Consider the following 15,122-nt stretch of genomic DNA (forward strand, 5'->3'; position numbering starts at 1 on the left):
GTCGGAAGAATGTTCTTGTTCATGGCCGCGCTGCCGGCGCCCTTGCGTGTGTGTATATCAAGAGTAATGAAAGGGTGCAATTTCCCCTGTCTGCGGTCCGGGATTAGGCATTTATGTCGTTTTCATTAAATGTTTATGCACAATGTCATTGGTAGCGCACTGGGTTTAGGCCGAATTTGTGGATCCGTTCTCATTTGTCCGCAAATACCTGTTTTTTCGATTTTTTATCCGTGTGTACAAAAAATGAACAGTGTGGATTTAGCCCTGAAACTGGCATGAATATTGGATCCACGATAATTCCATCAACAGAGTTATCCACAGTCCGGATGTGTTTAAGCGCGTTCGGCCAGGAGCAGGAAATTACGCGGCGTGAGCGGGGTTTCGCAGAAGGTGCCGACGCGGACGCTGTAGCCCTGCTCGGCGAGGAAAAGTGCCCGGTCAAGGACCAGCCAAAGCTCCAGTGGGCGTCGGAAAAGTCCGCGTAGTAGTTCAAGGTTGCGCACTTCGGCCAGTCGCTGCCAACCGGCGGCTTCGAGGGCTGGCCAATTTTGCGGGCCGATTGTGGATAACTCTTTGAGTGCGGCCAGGTGATGGCAGTAATCGGCGAAGGGTTTGTCCAGCCAGGCGCTGGGCAGGGAAGGGGTTGGCAGGTACTCGTCCATGCCCCGCAGTTGTCGTTGCAGCAAGTCGAAGCCCAGGCGTCGGGCCATGGAGGTGTCGCGTTGACGTCGCACGCGGGCGCCGGCGGTAACGGTTTCACTCATGGGCAGCGCGAGGTCGTCGAGGGAAAGCTGTAAGCCGGAGCCTTTGGCGGCCGAGGAAATCGGCGAGTATTGGGCAAGACTGATCCGGTTGTAGCAGCACGGCGCAATGGCGAGTTGTTTGCAGCCTGTGGCGCTGGCGAGTTGAATCAGCCGCACATGCAAATCACCGCAGGCGTGAAGCGCGACAGGCGTGTGATTCGCACTCAATAAAGAAGTAGCGTCTGCCGCGAGCACATCCTGTTCGATATGTAGCGCATGCAGGTGATGGCGTTGGCTGAGTGCCTGGCCGCTGGTTACCAGTGCCGGGTCGTATTCCAGGCACGTCAGTTGTTGCCCAGGTTGCAACAGGCGGCGCCCCAGATGTCCCTTGCCCGAGCACCAGTCCAGCCAATGCTTCGGTGCATCGGAAAACTGCAATCGACTGGCGAAGGCTTCGATCTGCTGCCATTTGCGCCCCGGTACATCGACGTTCAATCGATGGCCCACCGCTTCGAGTGCGCGTGCGGGCAATTCATCCACGGCACTCAAGGCAACGGACATCGTTGCCAGGGAAGCAAAGGGTTCCGGTGCATTCAGGAGGGCTGGTTGGTTGTGAGCGTTTTCCGCGTCTTCCAGCGTTCGCTCGCGTAGCCATGCGGCCAGCTCCGGGTAGGACGCTTCCCAGGGAAGTTGCCGATGAGTGAACGGCCGAGGTTTCCACAGTGCCTGATGCTCTGTCAGAAAAGCATCCAGCGCGGTGAAACGGGCGAGCAAGGCCTCGCCCGTCAACACGCCGGCATCAACGCCCTTGGCAGGCATCGACGCGCAACCAGCGCTCCAGCAGCTTGAAACCGCGCACCAGCACATAGGCCATCACCAGGTAGAACATGCCCGCGGCGAAGAAGATCTCCACCGGCAGGTAGGTCCGGGCAATGATGGTGCGGGCCATGCCGGTCAGTTCCAGCAGGGTCACGGTGCTGGCCAGGGCGCTGGCCTTGAGCATCAGGATCACTTCGTTGCTGTAGGCCGGCAGGCCGATGCGCGCGGCGCGCGGCAGGATGATATAGAACAGCGCTTTGGGTCTGGACATGCCCAGCGCCCGTGCCGCTTCGATCTCGCCCGGTGGTATCGCCTGAATGGCGCCCCGCAGGATTTCCGCAATGTAGGCCGCGGTGTGCAAGGTCATGGTCGCCGTGGCGCACCAGAAGGGATCGCGCAGGTACGGCCACATCGAACTGTTACGGATCGCGTCGAACTGCGCCAGGCCGTAGTAGACCAGGAACAGCTGAACCAGCAACGGCGTACCACGGAAAAAGAAGATGTAGCCGTAGGGAAATGCCCGCACCCACCACAGGCGCGACGAGCGGGCGATGCCCAGTGGAATGGCCAGCAGCAAACCGGCGATCACGGCGATGGCGACCAGTTCCAGGGTCAGGGTTGCGCCCTGGGCCAGTTTCGGCAGCCACTTGATGATGACTTCCCAGTTCATTGGGTGCTCCTCGCGAAGCCGCGAGCGGCACGTTTTTCCAGGAAGTGCATGCCGGTCATCGCCAGAACCGTCAGGCTCAGATACATGAACGCGGCCACCATATAGAAGGTGAACGGCTGTTTGGAGACGGTCACGCCGATTTGCGCATGACGCATGATTTCTTCCAGGCCGATCACCGACACCAGCGCGGTGTCTTTCATCAGGATCATGAACAGGTTGCCCAGGCCGGGCAGGGCGATGCGCCACATCTGCGGCATGATCAACTTGGTGAAGATGCGCCATTTCGACAGGCCCAGGGCTACACCGGCTTCGCGATGGCCTTTGGGAATGGCAAGGATCGCGCCGCGAAACACTTCCGTGGCGTAGGCGCCGAAGCACAGGCCCAGCGCGATTACACCGGCGGCGAAGGCATTGAGTTCAAGGTCGGGGTTGCCGAAGAACTCGCCCAGGGCACGCATCAAGTTGACCGTGCCGAAGTAGATCAACAGCACCCAGAGCAATTCCGGGATGCCGCGAACCAGGGTCGAATAAGTGCCGCCAAGCCATTGCAGCGGCTTGTACGGGGAAGTCTTGGCCAAGGCGCCGAGCAGACCGAGTACCAGCCCCAGGCACAGGGCCGAGAGTGCCAGTTTCACAGTCATCAGCGCGCCAGCGGCGAGCGCCGGGCCGAATCCGTAGAGGTCGATAATCATGGATTTCTTTTCAAATCGCGGCAGGCAAGGCCGAGAACCGGCGCCATCAGGCGCCGGTCAGGCAGGTCAGTATCAATAGATGCTGAACGGGAAGTACTTGTCGTTGATCTTCTTGTAGGTGCCGTCAGCGACGATTTCTTTCAGCGCGGAGTTCAGCTTCTCGCGGATCGGGTCCTTCTTGCGCACGGCAATACCGATCTTGTCGCTTTCTTCCACTGGGTCGCCCTTGAACTCGTAGCTACGGCCGGCGTCGCTTTTCAGCCATTCGTAGTTGACGTACTTGTCGGCCAGGATGCCGTCCAGACGACCGGAAGTCAGGTCGAGGTAGGCGTTTTCCTGGGTGTCGTAGAGCTTGATGGTGATGTCGTCACCAAAGTGGTCTTCGAGGAAGGTGCCGGCCAGGGTCGCGCGCTGGGCGCCGATGATCTTGCCTTTGAGCGCCGCCTTGTCGGTTTTGAAGTCGATGTCTTTCTTGGCGATGAACTGCAGCTTGTTGGAGTAGTACGGGTCGGTGAAGTCCACCGCTTGCTTGCGCTCGTCGGTGATCGACATCGAGGAGATCAGGAAGTCGAACTTCTTGGCGTTCAGGGCCGGGATGATGCCGTCCCAGTCGGAGGTCACGACGGTGCACTCGACTTTCATCTTGGCGCACAGGGCGTCGCCGATCTCTTTGTCGAAGCCGACGACATTGCCACTGGCATCTTTATTGTTGAACGGCGGGTAAGCCGCTTCGATGCCCATCTTCAGGGTTTCGGCCATGGCACCGGCGCTGAACGCCAGGGTGACGGCGGCAGCCAGGAAGACCTTTTTGTAGTTCTGCATGTGGGTAGCTCCGTTAGCGGTTGCTGGACATGAATTGTTTGCAGCGCGCCGAAAGCGGGTTTTCAAACACCTGCTGTGGCGATCCTTGCTCTTCTACCAGGCCCTGGTGGAGGAACACCACTTCGCTGGAGACCTGACGGGCGAAGCCCATTTCGTGGGTCACGAGCAGCATGGTGCGGCCTTCTTCGGCTAGCGCGCGGATGACATTAAGTACTTCCTGGACCATTTCCGGGTCAAGCGCCGAGGTGGGCTCGTCGAACAGGATGACCTTGGGCTGCATGGCCAGGGTGCGGGCAATCGCCGCCCGTTGTTGCTGGCCGCCGGACAACTGCGCCGGGTAGGCATGGCGCTTGTCGGCGATACCGACCTTGGCCAGCAGGGCTTCGGCCACTTCGATGGCTTCGGCCTTGCTCTGGCCGAGCACACGGCGCGGGGCTTCGATGATGTTGTCGAGCACGCTCATGTGCGGCCACAGATTAAAGTTTTGAAACACAAAACCGATTTCGCTGCGCAGGCGATTGATCTGCTTGCCGTCGGCGGCCACCAGTTCACCGTTCTTCGCGGCCTTGAGCTTGAGTTCTTCGCCAGCGACCAGGATCTGCCCCTGGTGCGGGTTTTCCAGCAGGTTGATGCACCGCAGGAACGTGGACTTGCCGGAGCCGGAGGAACCCAGGATCGAGATCACATCGCCGTCGCGGGCGGTCAGCGAGATGCCTTTGAGCACCTCCAGCGAACCGTAGCGTTTGTGCAAGTTGCGGATTTCAAGCGCGGGCGTGGCCTCAGCCATGTGCGTTCCTCATATATGTTGCGCTCCTGCTGTTGGCGGCCTTCCTGGCGAGGCGGCCAACCTAGCATAGCGTTTCAATGGCAGCCAACAGCGCTACGGACGGTAAACGGCTGGCGTGTGGCAGGTTGTCGCATCGGCGCAGCAGACTGTCGCCCCATCAACAACCGAACAGCTGTTTGAACCTTGCCTGTCGATAAAAAGCGCGGTGGCTGCCGCAAAAAAAGGCGCGATGTTGCCAGCTTTGACAGGGTGTTGGAAGCGCTATCCGGCCAAATGCACCGCTAGTGCACTTTTAATGTGCGAAGAGCCCTTTTCAGGTGTGTTTCCGGTGCGCTGATTCACCCCACAAAGTGGGTGGCAGGGTAACGTTCTGGCAAAGTGCCAGTAAATTCAATGGGTTGCGATGACTGTCCGGTCAAAGCTAGATCGCCGGGCTAGAGGGTTTTGAAATATTTTGGCGCAATTATTGCGTGCAGAATCCAGAACGCCCCGTTGGCTTCTTTTTACGAGAAGGATCGCCGAACGGGATGCACGCATTCGCTTCTCCTTACAAAGGTAGTTTTAATGAGCAGTACCCAAAGCTCTAATGGCCTCGAACAGGGGCTCAAACCGCGCCACGTGACCATGCTGTCGATTGCCGGGGTTATCGGCGCCGGCTTGTTCGTTGGCTCGGGTCACGCCATCGCCGCTGCAGGTCCGGCTGTTCTGTTGGCTTACGCCGCCGCCGGCATGTTGGTGGTGCTGGTGATGCGCATGCTCGGCGAAATGGCCGTTGCCTCGCCGGACACCGGTTCGTTTTCGACTTACGCCGACCGCGCGATCGGTCACTGGGCCGGTTTCACCATCGGCTGGTTGTACTGGTGGTTCTGGGTGCTGGTGATTCCGCTGGAAGCCAACGCCGCCGCGACCATCCTGCATGCCTGGTTCCCTGGCGTGGACATCTGGGCCTTCGCCCTGGTCATCACGATGCTGCTGACCGTGACCAACCTGTTCAGCGTGAAGAACTATGGTGAATTCGAGTTCTGGTTTGCCCTGATCAAAGTGTTGGCCATCATCGGTTTCATTGTTCTGGGCCTCATGGCGATCTTCGGCTTCCTGCCGGGCAGCCAGGTCAGCGGCGTTTCCCATCTGTTCGACACCCAGGGCTTCCTGCCAAACGGCATGGGCGCGGTGTTGGGTGCCATCCTGACCACCATGTTCTCCTTCATGGGTACTGAGATCGTGACCATCGCGGCCGCGGAATCGAAAGATCCGGGCAAGCAAATCTCCAAGGCCACCAACTCGGTGATCTGGCGGATCGGCTTGTTCTACCTCGTATCGATCTTTATCGTCGTGGCTCTGGTGCCTTGGAACGACCCGGTACTGGCAAGCCTGGGTTCCTACCAGACTGTGCTTGAACGCATGGGCATCCCGAATGCCAAGATAATCGTCGACATCGTGGTGTTGGTCGCCGTGACCAGCTGCCTGAACTCGGCGCTCTACACGTCGTCGCGCATGATGTTTTCCCTGGGCAAACGCGGCGATGCGCCAGCGATGTCCACGCGCACCAACAAAAGTGGCACGCCTTACTGGGCAGTGATGTTGTCCACTGGCGCAGCGTTCCTGGCCACATTCGCCAACTACGTGGCCCCGGCTGCGGTGTTCGAGTTCCTGCTGGCCAGCTCCGGCGCCATCGCATTGCTGGTGTACCTGGTAATTGCGATTTCGCAACTGCGTATGCGTAAGCAGCGTATAGCGCGCGGCGAGAAAATCGCCTTCAGCATGTGGCTGTTCCCGGGCCTGACCTACGCGGTGATCGTCTTCATCGTCGCGGCCCTGACCATCATGCTGTTCCAGGAAGCCCATCGCGTGGAAATCCTCGCGACCGGCTTGCTCAGTGCGCTGGTGGTAGCGGCCGGCTTGCTGGTGGCTCGCCGCCGCAAGCTGGAAAAGCGTGGTGCGGTAGTGCTGAACTGATCCATACCGCGTAATGCAAAAACGGCCGCTGTCAGTGATGACAAGCGGCCGTTTTTGTTTGGGTGTAACCCTTACTCGGCTTTTTCTTCCGGTACTTCCAGCGACTCGCGGTAGACATCCAGTGCAGCGCCGAAATCGGCGATGAACTGCGGCTCGCTCAGCCAGACCTGGGCGGTCTCGCGATCCATGCCGTCGGCCCACATGCGGTAGTCGATCAGCATGTCGGCGGCCAGGTGGGTGGCGGCCATGCCTTCGTCGTCGGCGTTTTCCATGTCCAGCAGTTCTGGATGGTCGATGATGATAAAGGCGAGGTTCGTCAGCAACACCGAGAGCATTTCGCTGCGGCTGGCGGCTTCCGCGTCGCGCATTTTGCTGAACATTGCCAGGGTGTATTCCGGGATCGGCTCGGCAAGGTGGCCAAGGTCATCGTCCAGCGCGGCGGGTTTGCGGCCGTGGATATTGATCTGCTTGGCTTTGGCTTTTGCGCGCTTGGCGCGTTTCTGTTGCTTGTTCAGGGAGGCCATGGGAACTCAGTTCGGTTTCTGTTGGGTTTGCGCGGCAATGGCGTCGGACGCCGCCACGTAGTCGGCCTGGAAGGCCGGTGATTCGATCCACGCCAGGGCGCCGGCTTCGTCGGTTTCGGTCGCCCATTGGCGATACTCGATCAGCGCGGCAAGGATGAAGTCCATCGCGCCTTCTTCGCCTTCCTGCTCATACACCAACTCCAGCAACGGGTCTTCGAGGAAGGTCGTGCACAGGGCTTGCTGGCTGATCTTTTCGGCATCGATCATTTTCTTGAACAGTTCGGTCAGGTCCACCGACTCGAAGTCAATGCGATCGTCGTTCGGGTCCAGTTCCACCGGCGCGGCAGCCCGCTGGGTGCGGTTCTGCTTGGCCTTGGCCTTGGCGCGGGAGGCGCGTTTTTGCTGCTTGTTGGCGGAGGCCATGGGCGTCGTTCCGTGTTCGTTGAAAGGGCAAAAGGCCTAGGGGGCGTTCTCAATTAGTTTTCCCGTCGCGTTGTCGCCTTAAAGCGGGCCAGGCAAGGCGCAGGCCGCTGGGAATGGTTATTCCCTTTCCAAGGCCCGCAACGCAGCCTGGCCCGCTTTAAGGCACAACCCGAAGGGCCGGGCCTGCTGTGGTGCAGGGCTGCGTTGCTCGAAGCTTATTTGGAATGACCAAACCACGCTTCTCGCGCCTTGCCCTGCACCACAGCAGACCCGGCGCGGCGTGAAAACTAATTGAGAACGCCCCCTAACTGCGTGGCACTCGCCGCCCGGGGGTATCGGGGGCCAGTTCGCCGTTTTGCAGCCAGGCCAATGCAATGGGCCATAGTGTGGCTTGGTATGCGCTGCGAAAAAAGGCGAAATGTCCGACTTCTTCTTCGCCGATGTCTTCGGGATGGATGCGCAGGTGAGAGTTTGTGCTGCCAGTGAAGTAGCCGAGCAGGCGCTCGATGGCCTGGACCGTGCCGTAGGGATCGTCGCTAATGCTGATGGCCAGGGTTTGCGCGGTGACACCGGCAAAGGGCAGCTGCCCGGCGGTTTTGCTGATTGTGCGGCTGCTGGAGCGTTTCTCGTAGCGGGCGGTGGAGAGGCTCCAGTCACGGACCACGCCAGCGGGCGTGTCTTCCAACCATCCGAGGCGTTTGCCCGGAAAGTAGCCGTAGATCATCGTCACCAATGGCATCAGCACATGCCACTTGGCGAACATGCGCCAGCGATGGGCCGGCGCATAGTCGCGCCAGTAGGCGAATTGCGCACCGACCGTCACCAGGCGCCGGATCAGGTGCCCGGACGCCCCCAGGCCCGCTGCACAGCCGCCAAAGCTGTGGCCGACTACATCGACAGGCTGCCCAGGGAACTCACGCTGTGCGCGCTTGAGCATCGCCTCGAAATCCAGCGCTCCCCAATCGGTCCACGAGGCTTGAAGCCCCTTGAGCGATGCCGGCCGCGATTCGCCGATGCCGCGGTAGTCATAGGTGATGACATCGAAGCCGTGAGCGAACAGGTAGTCGGCGAAGCGCGAGTAATGGCGACAACGGACCGAGGTGGCGGCATTGATGATCACGACCGGACGAGCGGTGTCCCGAGAAGGGTGTCGCCAGGTGAAGCCACCGAGGATGAAACCGTCCGAGGCGGTTTCCTTGAACGGTTTGCCGGGCGTGGTAATCGGCAGCGGCAACTCGATTTGAGTGGGGGCCGGTGGAGGCGTGTCCTGCAAATTCATCGGCGTCAGTCCTTTGCGGGTAGCTGCCAACGATAGTCTTGATGCCGTTGATGAACAATCCGTTCGCCTCAACGCGGTTGTTGATCGAGCAATCGTTCTTCAAGTGCCGCCCGTTGCCGATCCAGTTCGTTACACAGTTCCTCTTCACTCGGCAGGACAAGCTTGTACTTGCTGGCGAGCAGTTGCTCGTTGCCTTCCAGCACTGAGTAACGCACCACGGATTCATCCTTTTGCGCGCAGAGAATGATGCCGACGGTGGGACTGTCTTGCGCGCCACGTTTGAGGTTGTCGTACATGCTCAAGTACATGTCCATCTGCTCCAGATCCTGATGGGTCAGTTCACCGCGCTTGATAGAGAAGATGACGAAGCACTTGAGCAAGTAGTTGTAGAACACCAGATCGATGCGGAAGTCTTTGCTGCCGATACTGATGCGTTGCTGGCGGGCAATGAATGCGAAGCCCTTTCCCAGTTCCAGAAAGAAGCCTTGCAGTTGTTCGATCAGCGCTTGTTCGATCTCGGTTTCCTGAAGCTTGCCGGCATTGGGTAAGCCAAGAAACTCCAGTACCACCGGATCACGGATGAAATCCCGAGGGCTGGCCTTCATGTTTTGAATGTGGGTTGCGGCCTCCTGCTTGACGCTGCCGCGATCGCGGCTCGCCAGCAGGCGTTCGTAGTACAACGTATTGATCTGGCGCTCCAGCGCTCGGCTTGACCAGTTTTGGGTAACTGATTCGTTCATGTACCAGAGACGAGCGCTGTCGTTGTCGACCCGAAGCAAGCGGCGGTAGTGGGTCCAGCTCAATTCGTGACGCAGTGCGTCACGAATTGGAAAGGCTTGATAGAACAGACGCATATACCGAAGGTTGGAAGCGTCAAATCCCTTTCCGAACTCCGCAGTTAGCACTTTGGCCAAGGTCGACAGTAACTCTTTGCCATACCTGGCCCGTCGCGCGCCGTTCTGTTCGAACTCAACGATGTGCCGGCCAATCTGCCAACAGGTCTGCACTTGAACAGTATCGACCGCCCGAAGCACCTTCTGACGTGCCTGATGGATCAATTTTTCAAGGTTGCCAAGCAGTGATGCCAGATGTGGGTCGTGAGTGTCGTTGGGTGTGAGGGCCGTCATGAGGTCTTCCGCAGCAAGTTGAACAGCAAAAGAGAATGACAAGTGAGCCCCCTTCGAAGATGCCGGGTGTTACTGAGAAGCAGGCAGGAAATACCGGGTTCTCAGGCAGGACAGGTCTAAATCCGGGCGAGGGCTGAGGAACAAATGGCGTAGTACGTTTCGTACTCAAGCCAAATCAATCTAAACCCCTTCCTCCGACTGGAAATCCAAAGAGTGTAACGATTGGGTTCTGCAGAACCCGGGAGTCGTCATCATGAAATACCTCCATACACTCCTGTTACCCCTCACCGCTATAGGCGTGCTGATGTTTCCAGCGATGTCACCTGCCGCCAGCCTTGAGCCAATCGACAGCTCGGGGGTGCAGGTGCAAAGCCAGGAGCAAAACGGCATCACCTACCTGTCCGGCGGTATCGGCGAGGATGAGTCCAAGGCCATCCAGCAGACCACCGGCTATAACCTGCACATGACGTTCTCTGTCGGGACGGGAAATGAATACTCTCCTGACGTGAATGTAGTTATTCAGAAAGCCCCGGGGCAGACCGTGCTGACGCTCAATGACGCCGGTCCGCTGGTTTACGTGAAGCTGCCTGCCGGTAAATACACCGTCATTGCGACGCATCACGGAGAAACACGGCATGACGTTGCCGATGTTGGCAGTGGTGCAGCCCGTAACCTGGTTTTTCACTGGAATGATGCGAGTTAACGGGAGGCTGCAAATCCAGGCGGGGAATCAACCCCTGAATCTTGCAGTTTAGGGGGCTTGGGGGGGGGCGTTTGGGTGTCTTCACTTTCCCGCAGGCATAAAAAAACCCTGAATCTTGCGATTCAGGGTTTTCGGTATTTGGTGCCCAGAGACGGAATCGAACCGCCGACACGGGGATTTTCAATCCCCTGCTCTACCGACTGAGCTATCTGGGCAACGGGGCGCATTAAACGGGTTTTTCAGGGGGGCGTCAAGCAAGTTTTCAAAAAAATTTTAATTATTACCGTCGCTTACGTTCCGACCCCCGATAAATCGGGGTTATTCCGACGGCGGCACGTAGCCTTCGGCCTTGGCGTAATCCTCGCCGGAGAAGTACTTGTCCATCTCGCCCTGAAGATATTTGCGATCTTCGGCGTTCATCATGTTCAGGCGTTTTTCGTTGATCAGCAGGGTCTGGTGCTTCTGCCAGTCGGCCCAGGCCTTTTGCGAGACGTGGTCAAAAATGTCCTGGCCTTTGGCGCCCGGGAACGGAGCACGTTCCAGGCCTGGCAATTCTTCTTTGTACTTGCGGCACATGATGGTGCGGGTCATGACGACTCTCCTGCGTTCAATACGGCGGCCGCGCGTTCGAGCAAGGTTTTGACCGGGGCGGCAAGGCCCAGGCGCGGCGGGGTGGCGAGGTTATACCAGAGCCAGTCAGCCTCGGCCACGTGATGGCCGGACTCCTGGACCTGAACCAGCCAGGGTTCGATGGATAACTGAAAATGGCTGAAGGTGTGCACCAGGCTTGGCAATGCCTGTTGTGTGCCCAGCTCCAGCGAGTGCTGCGATGCCAGATGCGGCAGGTCGTCGAGGTCGTCGAGTTCCGGCAGGCTCCACAAACCGCCCCACAGGCCCGTGGACGGGCGACGGTAAAGCAGGATCGCGCCCTCGCCGTTGGCGAGCATCGGCATCAGCGTGCGTTTCTGCGGGATGGCTTTGCGCGGCTTGGGGATCGGGTAGCGGGTTTCCAGGCCGAGCATGTGTGCCTCACAGCCCTTTTCCAGCGGGCACAGCAGGCAGCTCGGTTTGCTGCGGGTGCAGAGTGTGGCGCCCAGGTCCATCATCGCCTGGGTGTAGGCGTTGACTCGGGTCTGCGGCGTAAAGCGCTCAGCGTTGGCCCAGAGCTGTTTGGCGACCTTCGGCTCGCCGGGGTAGCCCTCTTGTGCGGTAAATCGCGCCAGCACCCGTTTGACGTTGCCGTCGAGGATCGGCGCGCGCAGGCCCATGCTGATGCTGGCAATGGCGCCAGCGGTGGACAGGCCGATCCCCGGCAAGTCAGTAAGTTTTTCAACATCCCGGGGAAACTCGCCGCCGTACTGCTCGACGACGATCTTCGCGGTTTTCTGCAAATTGCGCGCGCGGGTGTAGTAACCCAGGCCCGTCCACAGGTGCAGCACTTCGTCTTCCGGTGCCGCCGCCAGGGCTTCGACCGTTGGCAACGAGGCCATGAACCGGTCGAAGTAGTTCAGCACGGTGCTGACCTGGGTCTGCTGCAACATGATTTCCGAGACCCACACCCGATACGGGGTGATGTCCTGCTGCCAGGGCAAATCGTGCCGGCCGTGGCGGTCGAACCAGTCCAGCACCGCCGTTGAAAACTGCTCGGCTCTCATCGCTTGAACAGCTCCTTGAGCGCGTCTTTGAGTTTCGGGTTGACCTTGTCGCCCCATTTCTCGTCGATTTTTTCGCTGATCCTGTCGCCAGCCAGTTTGGCCGCGACCTGGCTCATGCGGTCGTTATCCAAACGGCAAGCCTTGGCGCCCAGCTCCAGCGGGCCGCGGCAGCGCAGTGGCCACTCGATGCCGACAAACTTGTCGCCGACCTGACAGGCCGGGTCCGGCATGGCACTGGTATCGCCTTCGACGATGATGCCGACGCGGTAGTCCATGCCCAGCACTCGCAGATCGATGTCACCGTCACCGTTGACGGTCATGCCCGGGATGCGCACTTTCAGGTCCGGGTTGCTGGCTACGCCGTTACGGAAAGTCAGGTTACCCTTGAGCTCCTGGAACGGTGTGTCCTTGCCCCGGGGTTCGCCGCTGAGGGTTTTGCGGTTGAGCGTGGCGATGCCTTTGCACAGCTGTTGCTCAAGGTTGGCGTTGAGCAGCACGCCATTGTTGATGACGAAACTGGTGTTGCCGTTGAGGGTTTCGATCAACGCTTTCTGGCTGTTGCCGCTGCCGGTCAGGCTGCTGTTGAGCGTGACCAGGCCTTTGACCGGCGGGTTCTTGCCCTGGCTTTCGAGGATTTTTTCTGCCGGTACCCGGCTGATCTTCGTCTGCAGGTTCAGCGCCGGCACCGGCTGACGCACATCGAGCGTGCCGGTGGTTTCGAAGTTGCCCTCGTACAGGTCGCCGCGCAGGTTGCCCAGCGTCAGCAGGCCGCCCTGGCCGGTGGCCTTGAGCGCGGCGTTATGGATCGGCAGTTTTTGCAGGGTCAACTGGCCGAAGGTCAGGTCGGCGTCCACATCGAGCTTGCTCAAGCGTTCCACGGGTAACAGGCGCTCGCTGCTCCACGCGTCCTTGGTCGGCGCGGGTGGCAACGGAGTACTGCCGGCGCCGGCCATGGCATCGGCTTCGGTGCTGGCGACTTCGGCCTGACGCACTTGTGTCGCGCTATTGGCCTCGGCGGACTTCGGCGCCAGGTAACGGTCGACGTTGAAGGTGTCGGCCTTGAGCACGGCGCGCAGCGATTGTTTTGCGAAGTCTTCGACGGCAATGCGGCCGCTGAAGGTGCTGTCGTCAACTTTCAGGTTGAGGTCGTCGAGCGCGAGGCTGGTGGGTGTTGCTGCCAGACGGCTGACCAGTTCGACCTTGCTCAGGCTGCCTTCGGCCATGGCCGGGAGTTTCTGGCCGATGCTGTCGACAAATTTCGCCAGGTCGAACTGGGCAATCGAGATGCCGCCGCTGACTTGTGGGGTCTTGTCGAGGTCGTTGACCTTCAGTTCGCCCAGTGCCCGCAGTTGGTTGGCGGAGATCTTGATGCCGGTCCACTCGGCGACATTGGCGGCCTTGTCCAGCACCAGTTGGCCCTGGGCGGAGAAGGTCATGGTCTTGCCTTGCAGCGGGTCGCCGGTCACTTCGCCGGACAACCTCATGTCTTCGAGCTGATAGCGCTGCAGTGCGCGTGCGATGCGCACCTCACCGTTGAGCTCGGTACGCACCCGCAATGCGGGCTGGTTGGCTGACAGGAAAGCCGTGAGCTTGAGCGGAATGTTGACTGAGTCGTGAACCGCACCGGTGCTCAACTGAATGCTTTCGGCGCTGAAGCTCTTGCCGGTTCGTTCGTCGGTGTATTCAACCCGTGCGTTGTTCACGGTCAGGCTGTCGATGTCCAGGCGAATCGGCTGCGGCGGCTTTTCCGCCGCGACGCTCGCTTCGGGCGCAGGTTCGCCAGCGGCCGGCGGGGTGCTGGTCGCGTCGGTGCTGGCCACTGCCGGCAGCTTGCCGACGTCTTGCCAATTGCCGTGGCCGTCCTTGTCACGATTCAGGCGCAGGTTCAGGCCCTCGACGCGCACGTCGCTCATCTGCACTTCACGGCGCAGCAGCGGCAGTACGCGCACCGACAGGCCGAGCATCTGCAAATCGGCAAACGGCTCGGTCGGCTTGATCAGGGTCGCCACACTGGCGTCGTGCAGCTCCAGGCCCAGCCACGGGAACAGGCTCCAGCCGATATCGCCATTGAGCGTCAGCTCGATGTGGGCCTTGTCGCGGGCAATCTGGCGAATCTCGTCTTTGTAGTCGTTGGGATCGAAGAGGTGGGTCAGGGCAAAGCCCAGCGCCACAATGATCAGCAACAGCCCGAGAAGTACCAGACCCAGGATTTTGCCGAACGCTTTCATGGGCGAGTCCTTGTAATTAGTCGAATTCAAAATTTAGCCGAGGAGTATAGCGCCCCCGAACAGACGACCGGTCAGTGATCACGCCGGCAATACATCCAGCGGCAGTTTCAGCTTGGCGGCCAGCGCCTGAGCCTCCAGATGCCCGGCAGGCGCCAGCAGGCGCAGGGGCATGCCCGATTGCGCGGCCATTCTCTGGGCTTCGGCAACCAGTCGCTCGGCAACACCACGGCGACGGGTAATTTTTCGCACACATATTTGGGACAAGTGCCAGGCGTCTTGGTGCCTTTGCAAGCGGGCCGCGCCCAGCAGGCGATCATTGAAGCGTCCGGCGATCAGTGTGCCGTCGCGCAAACAGTCCTCGATCAACTGCGCTTCCCCGGAAAACGGCGCGAACAACCAGTCCGGGGCGTCGCGGTAGATCTTCTGCAGATCCTGCCGATCCTGGGCAGTGGCTTGGTTCAGTGGCTCGACAATGATCGGCATGGTGATTCCTTTGAGGTCATGAAGCGATGGAGATCAGATGACGTACAAAACGTGATGTCAGTTTGGTTTTTCTGCCACTTGCAGATGGTAACCTTTGCCCGTTCGTCCGTCCTTCTGCGACCTGTTGTCGCACAACAAGGTGCTCCACCAAAAAACGGTCATGCCTGCGTGCATAAAGGCCGGGAGCGGACTGTGGCTGGCGAACCATACT

At 59.7% G+C, this 15,122-nt stretch carries 15 protein-coding genes and 1 tRNA gene; 2 read left to right on the top strand and 14 right to left on the bottom strand.

The features are described 5' to 3' along the window. Positions 1-332: 332 nt before the first annotated feature. The 5 genes from AC3ITY_RS01355 to AC3ITY_RS01375 all read right to left on the bottom strand — a co-directional run bounded on the left by AC3ITY_RS01355 (position 333) and on the right by AC3ITY_RS01375 (position 4,533). Entirely contained in the window at positions 333-1,562 is a 1,230-nt protein-coding gene (locus AC3ITY_RS01355; protein WP_489307228.1) for a methyltransferase, read from the bottom strand. Beyond that, positions 1,543-2,232 (bottom strand): ABC transporter permease, encoded by a 690-nt coding sequence (locus AC3ITY_RS01360; RefSeq protein ID WP_008046525.1) that lies wholly within the window; start codon positions 2,230-2,232, stop codon positions 1,543-1,545. Before AC3ITY_RS01360 ends, AC3ITY_RS01355 begins: the two co-directional genes overlap by 20 nt. After that, on the bottom strand, positions 2,229-2,924 hold the full coding sequence (locus AC3ITY_RS01365) for an ABC transporter permease (RefSeq protein ID WP_057712425.1): 696 nt from the start codon (positions 2,922-2,924) through the stop codon (positions 2,229-2,231). Before AC3ITY_RS01365 ends, AC3ITY_RS01360 begins: the two co-directional genes overlap by 4 nt. A 72-nt stretch (positions 2,925-2,996) precedes the next feature. Then, entirely contained in the window at positions 2,997-3,746 is a 750-nt protein-coding gene (locus tag AC3ITY_RS01370) for an ABC transporter substrate-binding protein (RefSeq protein ID WP_489307231.1), read from the bottom strand. A gap of 13 nt (positions 3,747-3,759) precedes the next feature. Beyond that, positions 3,760-4,533, bottom strand: a complete 774-nt coding sequence (locus AC3ITY_RS01375) for an ABC transporter ATP-binding protein (RefSeq protein ID WP_007972784.1) — start codon at positions 4,531-4,533, stop codon at positions 3,760-3,762. A gap of 564 nt (positions 4,534-5,097) precedes the next feature. On the opposite strand from AC3ITY_RS01375, the gene gabP reads away from it, so the two are divergent. Beyond that, entirely contained in the window at positions 5,098-6,489 is a 1,392-nt protein-coding gene (gene gabP, locus AC3ITY_RS01380; RefSeq protein WP_489307233.1) for a GABA permease, read from the top strand. A 71-nt stretch (positions 6,490-6,560) separates the two neighbouring features. On the opposite strand, the gene AC3ITY_RS01385 is transcribed toward gabP, so the two are convergent. The 4 genes from AC3ITY_RS01385 to AC3ITY_RS01400 form a co-directional block, all read right to left on the bottom strand. Then, positions 6,561-7,013 (bottom strand): hypothetical protein, encoded by a 453-nt coding sequence (locus tag AC3ITY_RS01385; protein ID WP_489307235.1) that lies wholly within the window; start codon positions 7,011-7,013, stop codon positions 6,561-6,563. Positions 7,014-7,019: 6 nt separating this feature from the next. Next, positions 7,020-7,436 carry a hypothetical protein gene (locus tag AC3ITY_RS01390; protein WP_489307237.1) on the bottom strand — a complete coding sequence of 139 codons (417 nt, stop codon included), beginning with the start codon at positions 7,434-7,436 and terminating at the stop codon, positions 7,020-7,022. A 304-nt stretch (positions 7,437-7,740) separates the two neighbouring features. Next, entirely contained in the window at positions 7,741-8,715 is a 975-nt protein-coding gene (locus AC3ITY_RS01395; protein WP_489307239.1) for an alpha/beta hydrolase family protein, read from the bottom strand. Positions 8,716-8,783: 68 nt separating this feature from the next. Beyond that, positions 8,784-9,842 (bottom strand): PDDEXK nuclease domain-containing protein, encoded by a 1,059-nt coding sequence (locus tag AC3ITY_RS01400; protein ID WP_489307241.1) that lies wholly within the window; start codon positions 9,840-9,842, stop codon positions 8,784-8,786. A gap of 253 nt (positions 9,843-10,095) precedes the next feature. Here AC3ITY_RS01400 and AC3ITY_RS01405 point away from each other — a divergent pair, with 253 nt between their 5' ends. Further along, positions 10,096-10,545: a carboxypeptidase regulatory-like domain-containing protein gene (locus AC3ITY_RS01405; protein ID WP_489307243.1), complete on the top strand. Its 450-nt coding sequence runs from the start codon at positions 10,096-10,098 to the stop codon at positions 10,543-10,545. 139 nt (positions 10,546-10,684) lie between these two features. Here AC3ITY_RS01405 and AC3ITY_RS01410 read toward each other — a convergent pair. The 5 genes from AC3ITY_RS01410 to panM all read right to left on the bottom strand — a co-directional run bounded on the left by AC3ITY_RS01410 (position 10,685) and on the right by panM (position 14,911). Next, positions 10,685-10,760 (bottom strand) — tRNA-Phe (locus AC3ITY_RS01410). A 103-nt stretch (positions 10,761-10,863) separates the two neighbouring features. Further along, positions 10,864-11,136: an oxidative damage protection protein gene (locus AC3ITY_RS01415; RefSeq protein WP_007989188.1), complete on the bottom strand. Its 273-nt coding sequence runs from the start codon at positions 11,134-11,136 to the stop codon at positions 10,864-10,866. Further along, positions 11,133-12,200 (bottom strand): A/G-specific adenine glycosylase, encoded by a 1,068-nt coding sequence (gene mutY, locus AC3ITY_RS01420; RefSeq protein ID WP_489307245.1) that lies wholly within the window; start codon positions 12,198-12,200, stop codon positions 11,133-11,135. The genes AC3ITY_RS01415 and mutY overlap by 4 nt, the downstream gene beginning before the upstream one ends. After that, complete coding sequence (locus AC3ITY_RS01425) at positions 12,197-14,428, bottom strand: AsmA family protein (protein WP_489307247.1); 2,232 nt, start codon at positions 14,426-14,428, stop codon at positions 12,197-12,199. Before AC3ITY_RS01425 ends, mutY begins: the two co-directional genes overlap by 4 nt. Positions 14,429-14,506: 78 nt before the next feature. Then, positions 14,507-14,911 carry an aspartate 1-decarboxylase autocleavage activator PanM gene (panM, locus tag AC3ITY_RS01430; protein ID WP_489307249.1) on the bottom strand — a complete coding sequence of 135 codons (405 nt, stop codon included), beginning with the start codon at positions 14,909-14,911 and terminating at the stop codon, positions 14,507-14,509. Positions 14,912-15,122: the final 211 nt, after the last annotated feature.

This window comes from Pseudomonas sp. GL_091 (genome assembly GCF_057837725.1).